Source organism: Streptomyces sp. NPDC048257 (assembly GCF_043201855.1).
Lineage (GTDB): Bacteria > Actinomycetota > Actinomycetes > Streptomycetales > Streptomycetaceae > Streptomyces.
Genome location: NZ_JBICZI010000003.1, coordinates 233,856 through 256,485, shown reverse-complemented (window position 1 = coordinate 256,485; position 22,630 = coordinate 233,856). Strand labels below are relative to the sequence as shown.

Annotated in this window: 16 protein-coding genes; 4 read left to right on the top strand and 12 right to left on the bottom strand. The window is 72.6% G+C overall.

The window, feature by feature from the left end:
• Positions 1–2: 2 nt before the first annotated feature.
• Both ACGFZK_RS08695 and ACGFZK_RS08690 read right to left on the bottom strand, forming a co-directional pair.
• Positions 3–1,568, bottom strand: coding sequence for a mucoidy inhibitor MuiA family protein (locus tag ACGFZK_RS08695; protein ID WP_393848125.1), 1,566 nt, complete (start codon positions 1,566–1,568; stop codon positions 3–5).
• Between the two features lie 8 nt (positions 1,569–1,576).
• Positions 1,577–3,697 carry a DUF4139 domain-containing protein gene (locus ACGFZK_RS08690; protein ID WP_393848124.1) on the bottom strand — a complete coding sequence of 707 codons (2,121 nt, stop codon included), beginning with the start codon at positions 3,695–3,697 and terminating at the stop codon, positions 1,577–1,579.
• Between the two features lie 113 nt (positions 3,698–3,810).
• Here ACGFZK_RS08690 and ACGFZK_RS08685 point away from each other — a divergent pair, with 113 nt between their 5' ends.
• Positions 3,811–4,161: an MmcQ/YjbR family DNA-binding protein gene (locus ACGFZK_RS08685; RefSeq protein WP_393848123.1), complete on the top strand. Its 351-nt coding sequence runs from the start codon at positions 3,811–3,813 to the stop codon at positions 4,159–4,161.
• A gap of 134 nt (positions 4,162–4,295) precedes the next feature.
• A complete protein-coding gene (locus ACGFZK_RS08680) occupies positions 4,296–6,473 on the top strand; it encodes a SpoIIE family protein phosphatase (protein ID WP_393848122.1) in 2,178 nt (725 codons plus the stop codon).
• Here ACGFZK_RS08680 and ACGFZK_RS08675 read toward each other — a convergent pair.
• On the bottom strand, positions 6,461–7,051 hold the full coding sequence (locus ACGFZK_RS08675) for an NAD(P)H oxidoreductase (RefSeq protein WP_393848121.1): 591 nt from the start codon (positions 7,049–7,051) through the stop codon (positions 6,461–6,463). The two genes, ACGFZK_RS08680 and ACGFZK_RS08675, sit on opposite strands and share 13 nt — an antisense overlap.
• A complete protein-coding gene (locus tag ACGFZK_RS08670) occupies positions 7,048–8,061 on the bottom strand; it encodes an NADP-dependent oxidoreductase (protein WP_393848120.1) in 1,014 nt (337 codons plus the stop codon). The genes ACGFZK_RS08675 and ACGFZK_RS08670 overlap by 4 nt, the downstream gene beginning before the upstream one ends.
• Before the next feature lie 201 nt (positions 8,062–8,262).
• Here ACGFZK_RS08670 and ACGFZK_RS08665 point away from each other — a divergent pair, with 201 nt between their 5' ends.
• Positions 8,263–11,604, top strand: coding sequence for a BTAD domain-containing putative transcriptional regulator (locus ACGFZK_RS08665; RefSeq protein ID WP_393848119.1), 3,342 nt, complete (start codon positions 8,263–8,265; stop codon positions 11,602–11,604).
• A 75-nt stretch (positions 11,605–11,679) separates the two neighbouring features.
• Here ACGFZK_RS08665 and ACGFZK_RS08660 read toward each other — a convergent pair whose 3' ends face one another.
• The 5 genes from ACGFZK_RS08660 to ACGFZK_RS08640 form a co-directional block, all read right to left on the bottom strand.
• Positions 11,680–12,387: a serine hydrolase domain-containing protein gene (locus tag ACGFZK_RS08660; RefSeq protein WP_393848118.1), complete on the bottom strand. Its 708-nt coding sequence runs from the start codon at positions 12,385–12,387 to the stop codon at positions 11,680–11,682.
• A gap of 106 nt (positions 12,388–12,493) precedes the next feature.
• The gene (locus tag ACGFZK_RS08655) at positions 12,494–13,759 is read right to left on the bottom strand and encodes a LysR family transcriptional regulator (RefSeq protein WP_393848117.1); all 1,266 of its coding nucleotides are present in this window, start codon (positions 13,757–13,759) and stop codon (positions 12,494–12,496) included.
• A 94-nt stretch (positions 13,760–13,853) separates the two neighbouring features.
• Positions 13,854–15,392, bottom strand: coding sequence for a TniQ family protein (locus ACGFZK_RS08650; RefSeq protein WP_393848116.1), 1,539 nt, complete (start codon positions 15,390–15,392; stop codon positions 13,854–13,856).
• Complete coding sequence (locus ACGFZK_RS08645) at positions 15,389–16,477, bottom strand: TniB family NTP-binding protein (protein ID WP_393848115.1); 1,089 nt, start codon at positions 16,475–16,477, stop codon at positions 15,389–15,391. Before ACGFZK_RS08645 ends, ACGFZK_RS08650 begins: the two co-directional genes overlap by 4 nt.
• Entirely contained in the window at positions 16,474–17,184 is a 711-nt protein-coding gene (locus ACGFZK_RS08640) for a Mu transposase C-terminal domain-containing protein (protein WP_393848114.1), read from the bottom strand. The genes ACGFZK_RS08645 and ACGFZK_RS08640 overlap by 4 nt, the downstream gene beginning before the upstream one ends.
• 220 nt (positions 17,185–17,404) lie before the next feature.
• On the opposite strand from ACGFZK_RS08640, the gene ACGFZK_RS08635 reads away from it, so the two are divergent.
• A complete protein-coding gene (locus tag ACGFZK_RS08635; protein ID WP_393848113.1) occupies positions 17,405–18,193 on the top strand; it encodes a GNAT family N-acetyltransferase in 789 nt (262 codons plus the stop codon).
• Here ACGFZK_RS08635 and ACGFZK_RS08630 read toward each other — a convergent pair.
• From ACGFZK_RS08630 to ACGFZK_RS08620, 3 genes are read right to left on the bottom strand one after another with little or no spacing between them, the layout of a single operon-like run.
• Positions 18,179–18,763 (bottom strand): DUF6262 family protein, encoded by a 585-nt coding sequence (locus ACGFZK_RS08630; protein WP_393848112.1) that lies wholly within the window; start codon positions 18,761–18,763, stop codon positions 18,179–18,181. The two genes, ACGFZK_RS08635 and ACGFZK_RS08630, sit on opposite strands and share 15 nt — an antisense overlap.
• Entirely contained in the window at positions 18,760–21,384 is a 2,625-nt protein-coding gene (locus ACGFZK_RS08625) for a tyrosine-type recombinase/integrase (RefSeq protein WP_393848111.1), read from the bottom strand. The genes ACGFZK_RS08630 and ACGFZK_RS08625 overlap by 4 nt, the downstream gene beginning before the upstream one ends.
• Positions 21,381–22,559: a tyrosine-type recombinase/integrase gene (locus ACGFZK_RS08620; protein ID WP_393848110.1), complete on the bottom strand. Its 1,179-nt coding sequence runs from the start codon at positions 22,557–22,559 to the stop codon at positions 21,381–21,383. Before ACGFZK_RS08620 ends, ACGFZK_RS08625 begins: the two co-directional genes overlap by 4 nt.
• Positions 22,560–22,630 lie beyond the last annotated feature (71 nt).

Here is a 22,630-nt window from a genome sequence, read left to right as displayed (position 1 = left end):
GCTCACAGCCCGGTGACCTTGGCGCTCGCCGACAGTTCGTAGACCAGCGTGACCGTCCGGCGGCCGCCCGGGGGGAGCGCGACGGCCCAGCGGGCGATGCCTTCGGCATCGACCGCGTCCGGCGCCGGAGAGCAGGCCTCCTTGCGCAGGCGTACCTCCACCGCCGCGACCTCGGAGACGGGGATCCGCTCCCGGAGGACGACCACCCGTTCGCCCTCGTCCCCGGGCGCCGAGAAGCGCGACAGGTGCAGCCGCACCGTGCGGGTGACCACGGTCCGCTGGGTGAATCCGGCCGAGTCGCGCGACTCCTCGGTGTACCGGACCACCCTGTGGTCGTCGCAGCTGCCGAAGGCGAGCTCGACCGGGGCGCCCGGGGCGGCGAACTCCAGCGTGCCGCGGCCACTGAATCCGCTGCCGCGGACCAGGTCGACGGGACCGGCGAGCAGCGCATGACCGGACCGGTTGTCGAAGGAGACCACCCGGGTGACCAGCGGCGACAACTCGGGTGAGCAGGCGTACTCGCTGTCCGCCGCCGTGGTGAAGGCGGACAGGGGCACCCGGTGGGCGCGGCCGTCCGCGCGTACGGACACCGGTACGGGAGAGTGCAGCACCCGCGCCTCACCGCCGTCGTCCACCCCGGGCAGGCCCACGACCGGGGCCGCCGGTCCGAGGTCCCCGATCTCCTCCTCGCGCAGCTCGACGTCGACCGTGCGGCGCTCCGCCGCCGTACGGTCGCCCAGCGTGAGGCGGTCCTCGCCCAGCCGCGGCGGATCGGTGGCCAGCGCCGACCGCGCCGTCGACAGGGTCAGCCGGACGCCGGACCAGTCCTCGCCCGTCCGCTGCCAGACCATCGCGTCGGTCTCCAGCGTCAGGGACTCCCCGTCGAGCACGGCCCGGTAGGCGGGCCGCCACAGCGCGCACGGGACGAGGTGGCTCAGGCGCAACCGGACGGGCCCGGCGGCTGCCGTCTCCACGGTCAGCTCGACATGGCCGACCAGCTCGGCGGGCTCCGTCTCGGCGAGGTCCATGGCCCGCCGGATCTCCCCGAGCTCGACGGCGAGGGCGGTCAGGCGGGCGTCGACGGTGCGCAGTTCCTCACCGTACGCGTCCCGCTCGCCGTCCACCCGGTCCATCTCGCGGGCCCAGCGGGGACCGTCGTTCTCCCCGGAACCGGCGCCCTCGCCGACCTCCCGCAGGAGATCGGCGGAGAGTCGGCCGAGCACGCCGAGGCGGGCGTGCAGCCGATCGCGTCGCCGACCCACGGCGAGCTGCTCCTCTTCGAGGACGTGCACGCGGTGGCGCAGGACGGAGTCGTCCTCGGCGGCCGGCACCGGTCCGCGCGGCTCCCAGCTGCGGACGATCCGTACGTCGAGCACGGTGGCCGGGTGATCGGCGGTCAGCTCGGCGTGGAGGGTACGGTCGACGGCCAGCGCGCTGACCGGACCGAGCCGCAGGCGCTGGACCCCCGCCTCCAGGTCCAGTACGGCGGTGCGCTCGATGTGGGCGCGGTCCTCCAGGCAGGTGACGGCGGTGACGGGAAGGGCGATCGGCTTCGGGGCCGTGGACATGAGGGGTGTCAGCTCCTGCGGTTGCCGCCGACCAGGGCCTTGCCGGCCGGGATGCGGATCTCGTAGCCGCCGTCGAGGGCGGTGGTCCCGCCGGCCGGCAGGTCCACCCGCCAGACGCGGGTGCCCGGGGTGTGGTGCTCCGGCCCGGCGCCGTCCTCGGGGGTCGTCCAGCCGTCGCGTTCCTCGATGCGCACGTCCGGTTCGGAGGTGACGGGCACGCGCTCGTGGACCTCGACGGTGACGGGTGCGGCGAGCCGGTTGGCCAGTTCCACGTGGACGTGGTGGTCGAGCACGGTGGTGTTGTTGCGCAGACCCGACGTCGATTCGCGCAGGGTCGTACGGCGGGTGACCCGGATGCCCTCGGCGGTCCCGAGGCCCACCCGGCGGACACCGCCCGGGGCGAGCGTGGGCAGGGCGGCGGTCAACAGGAAGTCGTCGTCGACCGTGACCTCCACCGGGCCGGCCAGCAGGGCCTGGTCCGTGGCGTTGGAGAGCACCAGCGTCGCGTACACGGTCTGCTCCACGGAGGGCACGCAGACGTACTCGGTGCGCAGACCGACCGGGATCTCCCCGACGGTGACGGTGTGCCAGGTGCCGTCCGAAGGGATGTCGGCGCGGGCGGCGGCGTCGAAGCGGTGGTCGAAGGAACCGGCCGACTCACGGGGCCGCACGGCGTGCCCGGGCAGCGGCAGCCGGTTCACCGCTTCGGCGCGGCGGCGGTGTTCGGCCGCCACCGGGTCGAAGGGGGAGTCGGGGAACAGCCGGCCCCTGCGCCCGCCCTGCTCGTCGGGGCCGCACAACACCAGGGAGGCGTAGTCGAGCTCGGCGCCGCTCGGCTGGGGCGGCCCGGGCGCCGGCTCCGGTGCCGGAGGTGCCGCAGGAGCCGGCGGAGCGGCCCGGCCGGGGGCCGCGGGAGCCAGGGGGGCGGGGGCCCCGGCGAAGCCCGTACCGCCGCCCCGCTGCCTGGAGGCCGGCCGCGCGGAGGCCGGCTGTGCGAGGGCGGGCATCGCGCCGCCGAAGGCGTCCGGGGAGGCACCGTACGCGCCGCCCGGTACCGGGGGAGCGCCGTAGCCCTGCGGCGCGGCCGCCGGGGCGGGGGGCGGCGGTGGCGGCGGCGGTACGGGACCGGACGCGGAGCCGGCCCTGAGGGCCGGGGGTACGGCGGTCGGGGCGGGGCGGCGCGGGCCGGCCGCCTCGTACCCGGCGAACAGATCGGCCAGACCCGCCGGAGGCTCGCGCCAGCCCGACGGCGCGGGGGCGGGCTGACGGCGCCCGATCCGGACCGAACGGAGCCTCGGCAGATCGGTGCGGCGCCGCAGGTCGGCAGTGGCCAGGGCGATGCGCACACCGGTCCAGTCCTCACCGGTGCGCTGGGCGACCGAGGCGCGCAGCACCAGACGGCCGTCGCCGTCCCCCTGACGGTGGGTGAGACGGTAGGCCGGAACCCAGACGGCGCCCGGAACCCCGTACTCCAGCTCCAGCTCGACCTCCCGGGCGTCACCGCCCACGTCACCCTCCGCGTCACCGGTGGTGTCGAGGGTCAGGAGAACGGAGACCGTCGTCTCCAGGTGCGCTGACGGTGCGTCGGTGGAGGCCCGGGCGAGCCGGTCCGTGGCCATGCCGAACTCGTGCTCCACGCGGCGCAGCGCGTCCTCCAGCTCGGCGAGGCGGGTGTGCAGCCCCGTCAGCCGTCCGTCGACGAAGTCGGCGAGCTCCAGCCACGCGTCGACCGGGGTACGGCGGTGCGGATCCTCGGGGTTGGGGGCCGGCGGTACCGGGTGCAGGGCCCTGACCTCCTCGATCAGGCCCAGGTGCCGGTTGCGGCGGGCCTGCGCCGCCGCGTACTCGTCGCCCAGCCGCTCGACCTCGCGCCGCAACGTGTCGGGAGCACCGGCGTCCAGCGGCTCGGCCTCGACCTCCACCCGGGCCTCGGTGACGCGCACTCCGGGCGCGCCCACCACACCGGCCCGCAGCGAGCCCGGGTCTAGCGAGCGGGGCAGTCCCGCTACGCGCACCCGACCGTCCGGCGGCATGCTGCCCCGTACCAGACGGCGGCAGACGGCGCCTTGCGCGTACACCACGACCGAATCGAGGGTCGAGTCCCACCTCTGTGCCGTCCCAGCCGTCATGTGACCCGCCCCCTCTGCGCCTGTGCTGATCGAAGCCTACGCCCGACCGGCCCCTGCCGGCCCCCGCGTTCGTGCCGGGGCCCGATGTCAGTGGCCTGTCGTACGGTCTGGGTGTGTGCACGTCCGACGAAGCCCGTGAAATCGCCCTCGCCCTCCCGGAGACGACCGAGAAGGAGGCCTGGGCCATGCCCACCTTCCGGGTCGCCGGGAAGATGTTCCTGACCCTGCCCGACGACGAGACCTCGCTGGCCGTCCGCTGCCCGAAGGAGGAGCGCGACGAGCTGGTCCGCGCCGAGCCCGGGAAGTTCTGGGTCGCGGACCACGAGGCCTCCTTCGCCTGGGTACGGGCGCGGCTGGCGGCCCTCGACGACGTCGACGAGCTCCGTGCGATCGTCGTCGACTCCTGGCGCCAGGCCGCCCCGCCCGCGCTGCTCCAGGCCCACCCCGATCTCGGAGCCCCCTGACCTGGGACGAGGCCCGCGACCCGACGCCGTCGTCGGCTCACACGGGCTCACACCGGCCCGGGCGGGGCCGTGCGGGCTCGCCGGGAGAGCGGCGGGTGCCGACGGGACGGAGGCGATGGGGGGACCATGGTTACGTGCGAAACGTTCCGGGGCGCGGTCAGCAGGCCGACCGGCGTGCGCTGAGAGAGGCACTGGTCGAGGCCTGCGCCGACGCGGGAGCGTCCATCGGCATGCTCTACCTGCCCGACCCCGACCCCGCCCGCCGCGTCCTGCACCTGACACTGGCCTCCGGGCTCTCGCGCGAGTTCGCGGCACCCTGGTCCCGGGTCGGCCTGGACGACCCCATCCCGGTGGCCGACGCGGTCCGCGACGACCGGCTGGTCTGGCTCGGCGGCCAGGAGGACACGGCCCGCCGCTACCCGCGCCTCGGCCTCGTCCTCCCGTACGACTTCGCCCTCGCGGCCGCCCCGCTCACCGCGGACACCACCCACGGGCCCGCCGGGCCGACGGGGGCCGGGCTGGTGTTCCTGTGGCCGGGCTCGCACGGGCCAGACCTCCACGAGCGGGAGCACCGAGCCCTGGAATCGGCCCGCCACCGCCTGGGGAGCATCCTGCTGCGCGCCGCCGGCGAAGGCCTGCCGCTGCTTCCGGCCCCGCATCCGGTCATCCTGCGACCCCTGCCACCCCCCACGCCGGGCCCCGCAGAGGCGGCGGCCACCGTGGCCTTCGTCCGGCGCCTCCCCGGAGGGAACTGCGCACTCGACCTGAACGGCACCATCACCTTCATCACCCAGGAGGCCGCCGACCTGCTCGGCGCGCCGGTCGCCGCTCTGCTCGGAACCCTGCCCTGGGAGGCCCTTCCCTGGATGGACACCCCCACCATCGAGAACCACTACCGGGCCGCCGCGATGAGCCGGATGCCGCGCACCTTCACCGCCGCCCGCCCCGCCGGAGAGCCCCTGCGCTTCGATCTCTACCCGGACAACACCGGTATCAGCGTCCGGATCACCACGGGGAGTGACGAACCCACCCCGCCGGCCCCCGCCCGACGGGAAACCCCCGAGCAGACCGCGCCCAGCCGGGCCACCGCGCTCTACCCGCTCATGCTGCTCGCCGCCACCCTCACCGAGGCCGCCCACGCGCAGGACGTCGTCGAGAAGGCCGCGGACCAGCTGGTCCCCTCGCTCGGCGCGCACGCCATGGCCCTCCTCGCCGAGCAGGACGGGCGGGTGCGGATCGTCGGCCACCGCGGATACTCCGCCCAGCACGTGGCAGAGCTCGACGGCACCTCCACCTCGGCCGACACCGCCCTCACCCACATCCTGCGCAGCGCCGCACCCCTGTTCTTCGGCGACGTGGGCGAACTCCTGGCCGCCCACCCCGACGCGGCGATCGAGGACGGCATGGCGGCCTGGGCGTTCCTGCCCCTGATCGCCTCCAAGCGCCCCACCGGCTGCCTCGTCCTCGGCTACGCACACCCCCGTACCTTCGCCCCCGGCGAACGCGCCGTCCTGACCTCGATCGCCGGGCTGATCGCGCAGGCCCTGGACCGGGCCCGCCTCTACGACGCCGCCCACCAGCTGGCCCGCAGCCTGCAGACCGGGCTCCTGCCGCACACCCTGCCGCGCGTCCCCCGCCTCGAGGTGGCCGCCCGCTACCTGCCCGCCGCGTACGGCCTCGACATCGGTGGCGACTTCTACGACCTCATCCGCATCGACGACACCACCGTCGCGGCCGCCATCGGCGACGTCCAGGGCCACAACGTGAACGCCGCCGCCCTCATGGGCCAGGTCCGCACCGCCGTCCACGCGGGCGCCGGCGCACCCCCGGAAGAGGTCCTCGCCCGCACCAACCGGCTCGTGACCGACCTCGAACCGGGGCTCTTCACCAGCTGCCTGTACATCCACATCGACCTCGCCGGTCACACCGCCCGCCTCGCCTCCGCAGGCCACCCGCCGCCCGTGCTGCGCCACGCCGGCGGGACGACCGAGATGCTGGACCTGCCGGCCGGGCTCCTCCTGGGCATCGACCCCGGGGCCTCGTACACGGCCGTCGAGATCCCCTTCTGTCCCGGCGACCTCCTCGCCCTCTACACCGATGGCCTCGTCGAAGCCCCCGGCCGGGACATCGAGGAGGCCATCGATGCGGTCGCGGCCTGTATCCACGACGCCCCCGAGCACCTCCCGCTCGCTGATCTGGCGGACGAACTCATCGAGCACGCCCACCGCGACGCGCCCCGCACCGACGACATCGCCCTCCTGCTGCTGCGTACCGAGGGCGCCCTTCCCCTCGACGTTCCTCATCGCCTCTGACTGCCCACCTCCTCGTCCACGGTGTCCAGCGCCGCCTCGCCGACCCGCAGGGAGTCGTACACGAACCGGACCGCCGTGTCCTTAATGCCACAGAACTCCGAGATCCCCACCCGGAGGGTGTGCTCCACCGTCCGGTCCCAGCCCGCGCGGGTGAACTCGGCCTCCGAGTAGCTCACGAGGGGGATCCAGAGCATCCGCTTCCCCGTCAGCGTGCCGCGGCTCCGGCCGCCGTAGGCGAAGCCGTAGTTCCACACCCGGTCGATCCAGCCCTTGAGGATCGCCGGCAAACCGAACCACCAGAGCGGGAACACCACCACGATCACGTCCGCCGCCGCGACGCGGGCCATGTGGGCGCGGACCTCGGCCGAGTACTCCTTGCCGGCGTCCGCCCAGTCCGGTTCGTCCTCGGGGCCCATCCGGGGGTCGAACCCCTCGGCGTGCAGGTCGAGTACGTCCACGGCGAACCCGTCCGCCGCCAGGCGGGACCGCGCCCGCCCGGCGAGCTGCGCGGTCAGGGAATCGGTCCGCGGGTGGGCCAGGACGACCAGCGCCCGCCCGCCCGGGGCGGCCGCGCTCATCGGCCCGCGCCCAGACGGACCAGCATCTTGCCGGTGTTGGCACCGCTCAGCACCCCGAGGAAGGCGTCGGCCGCCCGCTCGATCCCGTCGGCGACGGTCTCCTCCGTACGCAGGGTCCCGTCGGCCAGCCAGCCGGCCGCCTTGCCGATCCACTCCGGGAACAGGTCGAAGTGGCTGGAGACGAGCATTCCCCGCAGGGTCACCTCGCGGGCCGCGGCCCGGAAGAGGTTGTCGGGCCCGGGCGCCGGCTCCGTGGCGTTGTAGCCGCTGATCGCACCGACCATGGCGATCCGCCCGCCGGGGCGGATCGCGCCGATGGCCGCCTGGAGGTGGTCGCCGCCGACGGCGTCGAGGTAGACGTCGATGCCCTCGGGGGCGGCCTCGGCGAGCTGACCGGGCAGATCGCCCTGGCGGTAGTCGACGGCCGCGTCGTAGCCGAACACGTCCAGCAGCTTCTTGGTCTTGTGGGGGCCGCCGGCCGAGCCGATGACCCGGGACGCGCCCAACTGCCGGGCCAGCTGGCCGGCGATGCTGCCCACCGCCCCGGCCGCGGCGGAGACGAAGACGACGTCACCCTCCTCGACCGGCGCGGTCCGGGTGAGCGCGGCGTACGCGGTCAGGCCGGTGGTGCCCAGAGCGCCGAGGTAGTCGGTCGGCGAGGCGATCGAGGTGTCGACGACGGTGGCGGCGCCGGCGTCCAGGACCGCGTACTCCCGCCAGCCGAGGAAGTGCGAGACGGTCGCCCCGGCCGGCACGGACGCGGAGCGGGAGGCGACCACCTCGCCGACCGCGCTGCCTTCGAGGGCGGCGTCCAGGGCGAAGGGCGGGATGTAGGAGGGGGCGTCGTCCATCCGGCCCCGCATGTACGGGTCCACCGACATCCAGGTGTTGCGGACCAGGATCTGGCCCTCGCCGGGCTCGGGGAGGTCGGTGGTGACCAGCTGGAAGTTCTCGGGCTTCGGGGCGCCGACGGGGCGGGAGGCGAGGCGGATTTCACGGGAGACGGTCATGACGTGTTCCTTTCGGTGCGGACCGCTCGGTCGCGGTCACAGGAACACCTTGCAAGGGGCCGCGCACGGGCCGCGCACGGATCACGCACGGGGTCACGCACGGGATCGGGCACGGGGGCAGGTGCGGGTGACCCGCGGCACCGCTGGGGTGACCAACGGCCCGTGCAGGGCCTGTTGACGTGGGGGAAGTAACGTTGCGGCATGCGTTTCGAGGTGCTGGGCCCACTGACCGTGCGAACCGACGACGGGACCCCCGTCCCCGTACCCGAGGCGAAGGTCCGGGCGCTGCTGGGCGCGCTGCTCGTGCGGTACGGGCGGCCCGTGCCCGTGGACCGGCTGATCGACGAGCTGTGGGGCGAGGACCTGCCGGGCAACCCGGGGAACACCCTGCAGACGAAGGTCTCCCAGCTACGGCGCATCCTGGCCGGGGCCGAGGAAGGGGGCCGGGCCCTGGTCGGCTTCGGCCCGGCGGGCTACGCCCTGCGGGTGGACGACGACGCGGTGGACGCGGGCCGGTTCGCCGAACTGACCGCGCTCGCCCGCAAGGAGACCGGCCCGGGGGCGCGCGCCACGCTGCTGTCGGAGGCGCTCGGGCTGTGGCGCGGGCCCGCCTACGCCGACTTCCCGGACGCCGACTTCGTGCGGACCGAGGTCGTCCGGCTGGCGGAGCAGCGGATCACGGCGCAGGAGGACCTCGCGGAGGCCCGGCTGGAGATGGGCGAACACGGAGTGCTGGCAGATGAGTTGGCCGCCCTGATCGCGGAGCACCCGCTGCGGCAGCGGCTGCGGGCCGCTCAGATGCGGGCGCTGTACGGGGCGGGGCGGCAGGGTGAGGCGCTCGCGGCCTACAGGGAGGTGGCGGAACTCTTCGCGGAGGAGCTGGGCATCGACCCGGGGGCCGAACTCGGGGCACTGTACGAGGCGATCCTGCGGCAGGATCCGCAGCTCACGGCGGCTGCCCCGGCCGCGGGGGCCACGGCTCCGGATGCCCCGGCCCCGGCCCCGGCCCAGGCCCCTGCCGCCGGGCCCCGGCCGGTGCCCGGCGCCGCGGGGGAGCGGTCCGGGCCGGCGGCGAACCTCCCCACCCCCGTCAGTTCGCTCGTCGGGCGGGAGGAAGCCGTCGCCCGGGTCTGCGCGGCGGTCGGGGCCGGTCGTCTGGTGACGCTCACCGGGCCCGGCGGTGTCGGCAAGACCCGCCTCGCGCTCGCCGCCGCGGCCCGCCTTGCCGACGCCGAGCCGGGCCTGTGCCCCGACGGCGTCCGCTTCGTCGAACTCGCGGGCGCGCAGGGCGCCGTGGCCGGGTTCGTCGCGGCCGCCCTCGGGGTCCGCGAGGACGCGGACAGCGGCGCCGGCCCCGTTCAGGGACCCGCCTCCGGTACCGGTTCCGGAGGCGAGGACATCGCCCGCGACCGGCTGGCCGCGGCCCTCACCGCGCGCCGGCTGCTCCTCGTACTCGACAACTGCGAGCACGTCGTCGAGTCCGTGGCGCCGCTGGTCGAGCAGCTCCTGCGGCAGGCTCCCGGGCTGCGCGTCCTCGCCACCAGCCAGGAGCCGCTGGCCCTCTCCGGCGAGGTACTGGAAGCCGTCGCCCCGCTCGCCGGGGCCGAGGCGATGGAACTCTTCGCCGCCCGCGCCGCCGCCGGCGCCCCCGGGTTCGCCCTGGGCCCCGACAACGCCGAGGCCGTGGCCCTGGTGTGCCGCCGCCTCGACGGGCTCCCGCTCGCCCTCGAACTGGCCGCCACCCGGGTCAGGACGCTCGGCGTGCACGCGCTGGCGGAGCGGCTGCACGACCGGTTCCGGCTGCTCAACCAGGTCCGGCGGGACGCGCCCGCACGGCAGCGGACCCTGCGGGCGATGATCGACTGGAGCTGGGAGCTGCTGGCCCCGGCCGAACGGGCGGTGCTGCGCCGACTGGCCGTGTTCTCCGGCGGGTTCACCCTGGAGTCGGCCGAGTCGGTGTGTGCCGCGGGGGACACGGCCGCCGAGGACGTCCTGGACCTCGTCACGCGGCTGGTCGACTGCTCGCTGCTCGTCGCGCCGTACGGTGGTGGCGGGGACGCCGCCGGACCGCCGCGCTACCGGATGCTGGAATCGGTGTCCGCGTACGGGCTGGAACGGCTCGGCGAGGCGGGCGAGGCGGCACCCGCGCGGCGGAGGCACGCCGAGCACTTCACCGACCTCGCGGAGCGGGCCACGGCCCATCTGCACGGGCCCGAGCAGCGCGTATGGCTGCGCCGTCTGGACACCGAAGGCCTCAACGTGCGTGCCGCGCTGGACCATGCGGTGGCGGCGGGAGCGGCCGGTGTCGCGCTGCGGCTGGTCAACGCGTCGTCCTGGTACTGGTGCCTGCGGGGCAGGATCGGCGATGCCCGGGCGGCGTTGGAGTCCGCCCTGGCGTGCGCGGCGGGGGCCGTGACCGTGGCCGGGTCCAGGGCCGGGGGCGGTGGACGGGCCGCGTCGGACGTCGCCGGAGCGCGGGTCCGGCTGGCCGCCTTCGCGGTGTTCGCCGGGGACGACAGCCTCCTCGGCGGCGACTTCGACGGCGCCGACCCGCGGGGGAGATGGCTGCTGGAGTTCGCCCGCCTCGGTTTCGCGGGTGGGCGCAGTGACGCCGCCGACGACGATGTCCTCGACGGGTTCCCGGCGGTGTTCCGGGGCCTCGGCGACCGGTGGGGAGAGGCGGCCGCGCTCAGCAGCCTCGCCACCCGGGCCCTGTACCGAGGAGACCTCGTGCAACTGCGCCGCAACGCCGACGCCGGATCCCGGCTGTTCGCGGAACTCGGCGACCAGTGGGGCCGGTTGCAGGCCACGGAACAGCTGGGCATCCTCGCCGAGATCGGCGGGGACTACCCGGCGGCCGCCCGGCTGCACGAGGACGGTGCGCGGAGCGCGCAGGAACTGGAGCTCTGGACGCAGGTCTCCTTCCGGCTGGCACGGCAGGGCCGTATCGCCCTGCTGTCGGGGGACACCGCACGGGCCGCGGAGCTCCACGAGCGGGCCCGGCGGCTGGCCGACGAGCAGTCGCACCGGCCGGCCCAGCAGTTCGCCGAGATCGGCCTGGCACTCGGAGCCCGCCGGGACGGCGCCCTGGACGCCGCCGAGGCATGGCTGCTGCCGTGGCTCGACTGGAACCGCAGGCTGGGGGTGGACATCGGCGTCGCGCTGATCCAGGCGCAGCTGGGGTACGTCGCCGAGCTGCGCGGCGACGCTCCGCTGGCGCAGACCCGGCACCGGGACGGCCTCGCGGCGGCCCGCCGGTCGGGGGACCCGCGGGCCCTGGCCCTGGCCTTCGAGGGGCTGGCCGGCGCCGGATCCGTGACCGGGGACCACCCCGCCGCGGCTGCGGCCCTCCTCGGTACGGCCGCAGCCCTCCGGGAGTCCGTCGGCACCCCGCTGCCGGCGGCCGAACGGCACGACGTGGACAGGGCGACCGCCCGCCTCCGCGCGGCCCTGGGTGAGGACGCCTTCGCCGCGGCGTTCGCCGACGGCCGCGCCCAGCCACCGTCGGACCAGGCAGACTTGATCGAACGCACCGGTCACTGACCGCATCGCTCCCATGCCGTCGACGCGTCGGGGGAGAGGGACGGCGAGGTCTCCGGGGTCTCCCGCCGGAGCGTGTCAGGACCCCGTGATCGGGCCCGAGGACCGGAGCGCTTTGATCGCCATGCGGTCGGTGCGCCGGGCGTTGCTGCTCAAGCGGTGGAGCACGAGCCAGCGGCCGTCGTCGTGTGCCACGGCGATGGCGGACGCTCCGTGCGTGGCGCCGTTGTGCCACAGCACCGACTGGGCCCGTTGCCAGGTGGGCGCCGGCGGTCCCAGCCTGCGTTCGACCAGCAGGCCGACCACGGCGGCGGCCAGGATCCGCGGGGTGGACCACAGGCCACCGGCGGACAGGATCGGCCCGGTCAGGGTCCAGGTGGGTCGGGGACGGCCGAGGAGGGTGCTGGCCACCAGCCGCCGGTCGTGGGGTGGGTTCGCCGTGATGTCGCCCGCCGCCAGGCCCAACGGGGCCAGGACGTGCTCGTCGACCAGCTGCTGGTAGGTGCGCCCGGACGCTTCGGTCAGTGCCCGCCCGAGAATCGCGTAGCCGAGGTTGGAGTACTCCGAGACGCCGGGCTGTCCGGTCGCCAGCCGGTCCAGGCCGGACAGCAGCTCGCTGAGCGAGTCCTCGGTGAAGCCGATGTACGGATCGGCGGTGGTACCGGTGTCGCCAGGGGGAAGGCGTGGCAGCCCCGAGGTGTGCTCGGCGAGGTGTCGCAGGGTTATTCCGGTGCCGGGAGGCACCTCGGGGAGGCAGTCATCGAGCGGTGCGTCGAGGCCGGTCATTGTAGGTTCCGACTTGATTTGTCGGCTGGTGGCGACGTGACCTGGTGTTTTGGGGTGCTGTCCGGGCTTCTTGTCGGGGCTTTGTCCGGCCGATCTGTCGGTTTCTTCAGACCGCGGTGCGGTGTTGGGTTTCGTGCCGGGCGGCGCGGTGGCCCTCGGCTGTGAGGGTGTAGAAGGTGCGGCGCTTGCCGGGTCCGCGGCCTGGGGTGGCTCTGTTCATCCAGGTGGCGTCGTCTTCGAGCCGACTGGTGAGCCAGCCTGCTCGTTCGAGCCGCTTGAGCTTGGGATAGACGGTGCCTGGGTCGAGTCCGGTGCGTGCGATGACCTCGGCTCCGTAGAACTCCTGTTGCGGTCGGGCGAGCAGATCGTGCAGGAGGGCGAGCGTTGGCTTGGTGACGCGGATGCGTTCGACGGCGATGTCGTCGAAGGGGGTGGGCGGGCCGGGGTTGCGGCGGGTCTGGAACTTGGTATGAGCGGCTTCCAGGACGTGGTCGTCGGGTGGGGCGGGGGTGTGGTCGTGCGGGAATGAGGCGGTCATCAGGGCCTTGAGGCGGTCGGTTTCGAGGTGCCGAAGTAGTTGTCGGCCCCGTGGGGTGGGCTGTTGAGGGCGGCCGAAGGCTGCCCTGGCGAAGAGGTGTGTGCCGATGTCGCGTTCCAGTCGCTTGAACTGTGTGACCAGCGCGTTGGGTTCGGTCTTCAGGTGGTGGGCGGCGCTGTCGAGGGACGGGAAGCGCATGGCGATCTGGAAGCGGTGGAGGCGGAGCCAGCCGTGGAGGGTGCCTTCGACGGCGGACCGGACATCGCGGGGGAGGCTGGTGTCGATCTTGGCGGTCATGATGGTGCGGCTGTGCACTCCTGGGGGCCGGAGGGGAATGTTCAGGTGCTTGAGGCGTCGGCGGACCGTCTCGTCTTCGGTGCCGAGTTCTTCGGCGATGTCGAGGGTCGAGCGCTTGTGGGTGAGGTATTGCTCGCGCAGCCAGGTCTCGTCGATGGGGAAGGGCTTGCGGGTGCGGCGGACGGTGAAGCCGAGGGCGCGGGCTTGGACGACGGCGATGTGGCGGGGGATTCCGGTTTCTTGTGCGATGCGGGTCAGGGTCTTGTCGCCGTCGACGTACTCGCGTTGCAGGAAGTCCGTGGTGAGGACGTCCTTGGCCTGCTGGTGGAGGCGCCAGGAGCCGACACTGGATGACCTGCCCCACTCGCGGGGTTCGCGGGGGACCTGTTCGAGTGCGAACCGGATATGGGTGAGGGTGGTATCCAGTTGCCCGGCCGCTTCTCGGGGCGCCCGCTGGTCGGTGATGACGATGCGGCGTACTTCTTCCAGGTCGATGTCGTCGAGGCGACGGCCGGGAGGTCGAGTCCATCGGCGCATTCTTGCGGCGGCTCCCAGGTCAGGGGCTCGTCGATGTTCAGGTCGTGCAGGACGCCGATCGCGTGCTGATGCAGAGCGTCTCGCTGGTCGAGGGTCAGGGAGGGAGGGAAGGCGAAGTACCGGGATCGGTCAGGTCGGCTCCGGTCAGGAGCTGGTTGAGGTAGCGCTGGGCATTGAGGTAGCGGGGGGCCTGGGTGGTCTTGTTGTTGAGCTGTTCACCGGGCTGGGTGCCGGTGCGGAAGCAGAGCTCGCGCCACTGGTCGGGGCTGATCGGGGCCGCGGGGACGAGGCGCCGCCGGCGCTCGTAGTCGATGGGGCTGCCGTGGTCGTCGAGGTGGTGGGCGAGGTTGCAGAGCGCGGTGAGCACGTCCGGGTGGCCGGACTTGAGGGCTCGCTGCAAGGTGACGGTCATGGCGTTCGGTAGGTGCGGTCCCAGCCGATCGGTGATGCCGCGTGCCCGCAGGGCCGGTTCTCCGGGCAGCAGGAGCAGTGCGGCGGCGATGCCGCGGAAGAGGTTATCCTGCATTCCCTCTTGGGGCATGAGCCGCACTGTCCAACCGGGCCAGAGCAGCTGCGGAACGTGCCGGATGCGTGCACTCGCGCTGTGATCACCGGGCCGGGGGACGTGGGCGCGTGGGGTGGAGGAGGAGAAACGGACGCGGTCCAGGGCGCCCATGATCTGGTCGCCGGCGTGCAGGAACCGGCGCTGTGTGCCAGGTGAGAGCTGGGACCACTGTTCGGTGGTCATGCCTCGGGGGATCACCTTGTTCGGGGTGTCGTGCCGGGCTCGCAGGACGTGGAGAGTGCCGGCGGCGAAGGTTTCGTCGGATGTGTCGAGGAACGGCAGAGCCGCGTGAGCGATGACGCCGCTCACGGCGGCGCCGAGCGGCTTGGCCCGGTCGGCGGGTGTCCGCGTGGCCAGCGGCCTGCGGTGCCACCGGTCTCGGATCACCGGCCCCATCGTCTGGATGTCGTTGTCGTCGATCGTGTGCATCAGCCATGACGTGCACTGATTCAGATCGGCCAGCACCGTGTGGGCCCTGGACGGGCCGGCGAGCAGGACGTCGACGCGGAGCTGGGCGGCGAGCAACGGGTGATCGGAGTCCAGTGCAAGGAGCTTGGCGCTGGTCAGGTCGGTGCCGCAGACCGACGCGAGCCGGGATCCGCGGGTGCAGGTTCCTGCCGGGAACCGGAGGGTGTGGCCAGGCAGCCTGACGCGTACTCCTTCGCCGCAGCCGGGACAGGTGTCGTGCAGCAGGGCCTCGTGGGCGGTGCAGGCGAATGTCCAGGGCAGCCACCACTTCAGCAGCCAGCGTCCTTCCCGCTCGGCGAGGCACTGGGGACAGAACCGGCATCGTCGCTGCCGCCTGGGGCTGAAGGGGAAGTCGCTGTCGATCACCGCGTGATCGAGACGGCCGACCGGAAGACCGGCGCGGACCTCCAGCTCGCGCAGCATGGAGACGGGCAGGTCGCTGACCAGCAGGCGGGTCAGGTAGTGCCGGGACAGGCCAAGGACGCGCAGGAACGTGGAGAACGTCAGGCCGTTGCGGCGGCCCATCGCCTCCAGCCAGCTGTCCAGGCTCTCGCCGTCCAGGATCGGCATCCGCAGGGGCAGCACACGTGTTTCGGTCACGAGGCGTCACCGAGTGCGGAGGTGGTCTTCGCGTGGGCCACGGTGGCGGCCAGCTGCTTGCGGGCCTGCTCGGATGCCTCATCGAGTCGAACGCCGTCGAGGACCTCGCGGGTGACGGCTTCCGTACCGGTGCGGATCGCGCGGTAGCAGCCGCGCATGAGCAGCGTGAAGTACGACCCGATGTGCCCGCTGGTGCGTTCGAAAAGGTAGTCGGCGTTGTGCAGCAGCATCCCGGGCCGGTGCTCGGCGAGGACGAGTCGCCGTTCGGTGGACTTGATCAGGCTCCGCCAGTGGCGTCGGCCCTGCTCGGTGTCGAGACGGAACGGTTCGACACCCAGACGGGTCCAACGGCGGGCGGTCTGGGCCAGGGCCACGTTCTTGCCGGTCAGGCCGTCAGCGAAGAACCGCCGCTCGGCCAGGCCGACACCGACATAGATGAAGGTGACCGGCAGCTCGTTGGCGAGCCACTTGAGATGGTTCGACACCGCCAGGCCGTCGCGGCGATCCAGGTCGATGAAGTGGATGTCGTCGATGATGTCGAGCTGGGTCTCGCAGGACAGGACGCAGTCCAGAGCGTGACTGGCCAGGGCGGCGGCGTTCGCCCGGTCGGTGGCAGGGTGGCCGTAGTACTCGCAGATCATCCGGTTCAGGGTTCGCAGGGTGGTGTTGGAGGTCAGCCCGACACGGAAGACGGGAATGCGTTCGTGCCCGGCCTCAGTGACCGTGGACAGGCGGCGCATCTGCTGGCGGTCGAAGTCGCGGCCGAACAGGTTGGCGATGGTGGTCTTGCCCAGTCCCGGCAGCGCGTCGATGACGGCGGCGGAGCGGATGCGGTCGCCGTCCTGCCGGTTGCTCGCGACGATCTGTTCGAGTTCGTCGTGGATGCCCGCGAGCTGCGGCGTCTGCACGATGCCGAAGTTCGCGTGCCAGTCGTGCCGCGAGTCGTTGTAGTCCTCGGCTGCCGCCTCGCCCAGCGCGGTCAGTTGGGCCCGGGTCAGTGTCTCGGGCCGCAGCCGCGGCGCGGCGTCGGCGAAGCGGCGCCAGCCCTCTTTGCGGGAGAGGCTGAACAGGTTGGGCTGCCTCACTCGATCACCTCGAAGGCGTCGGCGTAGAAGTCGTCGCCCTCGGGGGCGTCGAACAGCTCGTCCTCCTCGTCGCTGTCTCCGGCCGGCAGCTCGGGCACCAGCCTCAGCTCCGGAGGCGTCAGGGGGCCGGACTGCTCGGGCAGCACCGGCAGGGACAGAGCGCCGCGTTCCGCCGACAGCCGCACCGCCATGCGGCGTTCGCGCCGGTCGGTGACCATGCCCTGGTCCCAGCGGGCCAGCAGATCCGAAAGAGCCTGTGAGGCGTCGATGTGCCGGCCCTCGCGTGCGGCCAGACGGCGGGCATAGGCGGCGGCCTCCCCGCTGAAGGCCATCGTCAGCGCGGGAGCGTGTTCCCAGAGCAGCGGATGCCAGGAGTCGTCGGCCGGGTCCTGGAAGTAGACGAACCGCACGTCGTCAGGGTTGACGTGGATCGGCCACTGCCGTCCCAGACCGGTGTAGGGGCTGGGCGCGTTGCGGTAGCCGTCCAGCACGGGCCCGTTATAACGCAGGCCATCGACCTCGACCCCGTAGTGCTGGATCGTGCGCGGCTTGACCGCGAGGAACTGAAAGGCCAGGTCCGGCGAGGCCGGCATGCGAAGCCGCCCGGCGCGGGCCAGACCGATGCGCAGCATCTCCAGCGGGGACAGCGACAGCTTCGGCCACTGCGGGATGACCAGTCCGTCGTGCTCACGACGGTGGTAGCCCACTTTACCGACCGCAGGAGCTCGTGAACCTGCTCTGAACTGCGACGATTCATAGACTACATGTCCGCGACGGCGAGTTGGGGGCGTTGTTGTCGCTCGTTCGCGTGGTCGTCGAGCTGCGAGCGGAAGCGTGGTGCGCGAGGCGTCGCAGCGCGAGGGCGCCTGGGGCCTCTGCCCTTGTAAATCAGTCGTCCAGGGGTGTGGGGACCGACACGATACGGCCATGACTAGCGATCTCTTGCTTGACCGGGCCCGGGAGCTATGGACACACCTGGCCGTGAAGCCAGTGGAGTTCTCCTCCTCGGACGGGGCGAACGTTGTGGTCTCTCCCAGCTCGCAGTTGTGTCCGCCGTTGTGGACAGGGATCGTAGTCCTCGGCGGAGCCAGCATCGTCACCGTGCCGAGCGTGCAGGTCGCCCAGCTGATGGCGGGCGCTTCAAGCAAGCTGTCCGCTGAGGAGCTCGTCGACAAGGACCGCTTGCGTGAGGTGTTGCCCGTCCTCGACGTACTTGGTCCTGCGTCCCTCTTCTATCTCGACCGCGCCGACTTCCTGCCTGCGCAAGGCGGCGCCGCCGTCGAGGAGGCGGTGTGCGGCGCTGACGAGGTGGCCGCACTCCTGGCCCGTGCTGGTGAAGAGGACGCCGGCGAAAGCGGCTTGGAGGACATCACCTCTCCCGCCTTCGTCCTCCGCGAGAGTGACGACGTGGTTGCCGCGGCCGGCTATCAAGCTTGGCCGCAGTCGGCGGCTCACCTGAGTGTGCTCGTTGCGCCGGGTCATCGAGGCCGAGGGCTGGCGCGGGTCGTGGCGTCTGCGGCGGTGGCGCATGCACTTGACGCTGGGCTGCTTCCGCAATGGAGAGCACGGCCGCATCCGTCAAAGCGTGTGGCGCTTGCGCTGGGCTTCCAGGAACTGGGTTCCCAGCTCAGCATCCGCCTCGGCGACGCGGTCGCACCGGCCTTGGCCGGTGCGACCGTGTCCGAACTCGGCCGAGGTGATTCAGCGCACCGTTGAGTCGGCGATCTGGGCTTCGAGGTCGGCGACGCGTCGGTCCTGGAAGCGAAGGTTGGAGCGGGCTGCCTTGAGCCGCTCGTCGAGAGTGCGGTTGTCGGCCGTGAGCTGGCGGACCCGCTGCTTGAGGGTGGTGTTCTCGGTGGTGATCCGCTGGATGGCCTCCTCGGTCCACTCGGCCTTCAAGTCGCGGATCTGGCCGAGGAGTTCGCCGATGCGGGTGCGCTGGACGAGGATCTCGCCGTGGGCGGCCTTGAGGGCTTTCTCGGCGTTCAGTGCGCGTTCGCGCCAGGTTGCCTCGCGTTCACTGTCCTGGTCGGCGAGGGTCTGGGATCGGCCTTCGCCAGCCTCGGTCAAGGCGGTGGCGACGGCGGCTCGGGCTTCGGGATTGTCGTAGAGGAAGGTGCGGGAGACGTCCGCTCGGCGGGCGACCGCCGCGACGCTGACCTGGGCCTTCTCTCGCCGAAGCTGACCGATCGTCTCGTGGACCCGTTGGAGTGCGGTCTCGGTCTTCCGCCGGCGGGCCGCCAGGGCAGCGGCGGTGCGGGGTTCGGGGACGGTGGCGGCGTTCATGCGATGGCCCGTTCGGAGTCGTCGTCGGTTGTGCACGTATCGCTGCACTCGCCTTCGTCCTTGGCGCCCGCGTCGGCGAGATCGGCGGCGCGGAAGGCGGTGGACCACACGCGGTGGAAGTAGTCCTGGGGTTTGCGCAGGTCCAGGGCGAGGGCGTCGTCGAGGAGGCCGAGGCCGGCGAGAGCCTTCTCCAGGCCGTCGATGGCGCGGGCGGTGGGCTCGAAGTAGCGGTGGAGGTAATCGGCGGTGGCGTCGTCGGGGGCGCCTTCGGCCAGCAGCCGCCACTGTTCGCGCTTGCGCCGCCAGTAGAGGAGGTCGGCGCCGGAGAGGACGAACTTGTCGCAGTTGTGGCAGTCGAGGTTCCAGGGGCAGGCGCCGCCGTCGACGACTGGCTGGAAGGTGCAGAACCCGCCCTCCGCGGGGGTGCTGCGGCGGGACAGGTCGATCGCGAGAGCCTGAGCCTGCTCACGGGTGAGCGGGGCCGTTGGCTCGGTGAGGAGTTCTCCGGGGCTGGTGGTGCCGGGGCCGGTGACCCAGACGTGCTGGAGGACGTCCTCGAGGTCGGACTGGGTCAGGTGGATGTAGTGCTCGGCCATCCGCTCGGAGACGTGGCCGAGGTAGCGGCGGACGTGAGTCAGGCTCGCGCCGGCCCGCAGCAGGCTGGTGGCCAGACTGTGCCGGGCCTGATGGGGGACCCACCGGCCGATGTCGAGCTCGTCGATCCAGAGCTTGAAGCCCTTGTGGAACCACTTGTAGGACAGCGGCGTGCGTCCGTTGCGGTTGCGCTGGTTGGTCGGGAACAGCGCCATCTGGGCCCGTTCCTCGGTGGTGGGCGGCCGGTTGTTCCGGGTCTCGAACAGGGCGAGGGTCTTGCGCTGGCGATCCTGCAGGAGCTGGTGGACCCGTTCGGGGATCCGCAGGGCCTGGTCGTAGTTGCCGACCTTGGTCTGGTCATGCCAGAGCATGGGGAGGCCGCCGTAGCGGCCGAGGCAGTCCAGGCGGAGTTTGAGAACCTCGCCGCAGCGGCGGCCGGTGACGATGATCGTCTCCCAGGCGTCCCGCAGGCCGCGGTCGAAGGGGTCGTAGGTCTCCGCGAGCCTGACCAGGTTGCTCTCCTCGGCGAGCGCGCGGGCGACCTCGTCGGCGAACGGCGGCCGAGCGCGGCTGATCATCCGCCCCGGGGCGGGAATGGCGGCGATGAAGGCCCGGTCCAGGCCGAGGCGTCCGGCCTCGCCCGATTCCAGAGCCCCGCGCAGGAGCCGCCGGGTGCGGTGGAAGACGCGCTGCCGGGTGTTGGCGGTCACGATCGACGGCTTGCCGTGGACGCCCCTGGCCGCGAGCGAGACGAGGCCGTCCCGTTCGCGTTGCCGCTGGTCGGCGACGAACTGGTGCATGTGCTCGGCCGTCAACGCCCGTGGGTCGTGGCCTCGCGCGGGAGCGTGGAGTTCGAAGAAGGCGCTCAGCTCCAGCCCGGCTCGGCGCATGTCGTCGAAGGTGCCTCCGCTGCGGGGGCAGCTGGGAGAACGCAAGATCGCGACCAGGTGGTCCCAGATCAGGTCGCGCAGCCATCGCTGGGAGACGCCGGTGAGGTCGATGCGGATCGCGCGGCCGGTGAGCTTGCGGCCGAAGTGCTCGGTGAGGATGTAGCCGAGTTCGCGGGTCTCCTCCGGCGTCACGTAGAGAGGGTGCAGGGCGCCCGCGATGGCCTGGGCGGTGTAGACGCCCTCGCGGGTGACCGCCTTGCGCTGGTCCGCGTCGTCCCAGCCCACGTCGGTCAAGGAGCGCAGGCCGTGCGCGCGTGCGTAGTTCGCCAGCCGCTGCAGCGGTGCCAACTCCCAGCGGCCGTGGGGTCGTTGGGTGTGCCAGAACATGCCCCACTGGATCTCGGCTCGCAACAGCGGGTGCAGGCCCCGGAGGTTGACCTGCGCGGGCCGCAGCACGGCTGCGGCCGTCGTGCACCACCGGCGGAAGGCCGGCTCGTCCGTGTACTCGACCGGGGTGGGCCGGCCGGTGCGTTCATAGCGGTTGCCCCACTGACTGGGCAGCACCGCCCCTCCGGGGCGGTGCTGATTGCGGTAGCTCCGGTCGTGGCGGAAGCACAGCCCCAGCGGCGAGTCCGCCAGGTCGGGGCAGACCTGGACCAGGCAGATTCCGTAGCCGGGGGCCGCTTGCTGGTCGGCGAGCCAGCCGTCGAAGTCGGCGTCGGCGCCATGGCGGTCACGGTGGTGATACCAGCGGAACTGATGGTGGTGGCAGAGGTCCAGGGTCAGGTGGCGGGCGGGCCGGTCGGGGCAGATTCGGCAGGGGCGCTCTTCCACCTCCTGGCCAGGGCCGGCGGGTGGCGCAGTGCGCAGGAAGTCGGCTCGCGACCTCCCGGCATCACGCTGCCGACGCCAGAGCATCTCGTGGGCCGAGCACAGGTCGCCGTGGCCCATCGTGGTCCGTTCGCAGTCCGCGACCAGGCAGTTCCAGCGATAGACGGGGTGATCGGGCGGGATCGTGACGAGGTCCGGGCGGAACAGCGGGTCGAAGGACGGCGCGTTGATCAGCGCGGTGAGGACCTCCAGGCGGTCCCGGCCCGTGCGGGGGTCCTGCCGCGGCAGCAGCGACGTGATGGTCACCGGGCCTCACCCCAGACCGTGCGCAGGGCGGCGTCGAAGGTGGGGTCGTGGACGTCGACGTGCCCGTAGACCTCGTCGACCGTGGCGGCCGAGGCCCAGCCGCCGGCATCCCGGGCGATCAGCAGGTTGCCGTCGGCGGCGTCGAGAACCGCGGAGGTGAACGTGTGCCGGAAGGCATGGGGTTTCACCAGCCCCAGACCAGCACGTTTCCCGGCCCGTCCGAGCATCCGGCGGGCCCCGACCGGCGCCCAGGGCTGCCCGGCATCGGCGCCGTGCAGCTGGACCAGGAGCATGCCGTGCCCGGCGCCGCGCGGGTACTCGGTGGTCATGTACTCGAAGTAAGCGTGCACCATCGCCGGGCTGACCCTCTTGATCAGCCCGCCGGTCACCGTGCCGTCCTCAACCCGCCAGGGGTGCTTGGTCTTGGCCTCGGCCCGGTTCGAGTTGCTCGGGCGGTAGCAGACGTGCAGGTGAGGGCTGCGGCACTCGCCGCAGGCCGCGTTCTCCCGCAGGTGCAGGTCGACCAGGTGCAGCCCGCAGAGCTCGCCGATGCGGAGCCCGCCGTCGGCGAGCCAGGCCACCACCAGCCGGTCCCGGGCGGCGTTCACGACCTCCAGCAGACTCTCCCGGGCGCCGTCGGGGAGCATCTTCGGGTGCCGACGGTGCGGGCCCTTCGGACTGAGCGGGTTCGCCGGCATCGCCGACTTCACGTGACCGAGGAACGAGCGACGACGATCCACCCGCGACGGAAGTCGGGTACCGTCCAGCTTCCCGCCGAGCTCAACGCCGACACCGAGCGAGGCTTGGTGAAGGTAGAAGCCCTTCAGGCAGGATGCCGCGGCCGACAGCGCGGACCGGCCATAGGGACGCTTGCCGACCCGCCACGGTTCGCCGAGCGGCATGCGGACCTCGGCGCCGACGATGCCCATGTACCGTTCCAGGTCCCGCAACTGGACCGTGTCGAAGGCCAGGCACTCACGCTCCAGCCACCGCAGGTGATCCACCAGCAGATACGCGTACGTCCTCTGCGTCCCCGAGCCGTCATGGACGCGCAGGAACCGGTCCGCCTCGGTGTGTTCCGTGCCCTCGGGCCACACGATCGTCCACGATCGCCGTCCGTCCTTCCGCTCGATCTGCTGGACCCTCAAGTCCCCGATCACCACGTGCCGTACCACTCGTCCTCCGTACCGACTCCGAGACATGACAGACGTCCCGGTCCCGGTCGGTAAACGAGCCCATGACGTCC

Bases quoted from the DNA above. Each gene is read 5' to 3' on its own strand.
- ACGFZK_RS08675 (WP_393848121.1), bottom strand. From the start codon at position 7,051: ATGAGCGCGGCCGCCCCGGGCGGGCGGGCGCTGGTCGTCCTGGCCCAC.
- ACGFZK_RS08665 (WP_393848119.1), top strand. From the start codon at position 8,263: ATGCGTTTCGAGGTGCTGGGCCCACTGACCGTGCGAACCGACGACGGG.
- ACGFZK_RS08670 (WP_393848120.1), bottom strand. From the start codon at position 8,061: ATGACCGTCTCCCGTGAAATCCGCCTCGCCTCCCGCCCCGTCGGCGCC.
- ACGFZK_RS08690 (WP_393848124.1), bottom strand. From the start codon at position 3,697: ATGACGGCTGGGACGGCACAGAGGTGGGACTCGACCCTCGATTCGGTC.
- ACGFZK_RS08630 (WP_393848112.1), bottom strand. From the start codon at position 18,763: ATGAACGCCGCCACCGTCCCCGAACCCCGCACCGCCGCTGCCCTGGCG.
- ACGFZK_RS08695 (WP_393848125.1), bottom strand. From the start codon at position 1,568: ATGTCCACGGCCCCGAAGCCGATCGCCCTTCCCGTCACCGCCGTCACC.
- ACGFZK_RS08635 (WP_393848113.1), top strand. From the start codon at position 17,405: ATGACTAGCGATCTCTTGCTTGACCGGGCCCGGGAGCTATGGACACAC.
- ACGFZK_RS08660 (WP_393848118.1), bottom strand. From the start codon at position 12,387: ATGACCGGCCTCGACGCACCGCTCGATGACTGCCTCCCCGAGGTGCCT.
- ACGFZK_RS08655 (WP_393848117.1), bottom strand. From the start codon at position 13,759: ATGCGCCGATGGACTCGACCTCCCGGCCGTCGCCTCGACGACATCGAC.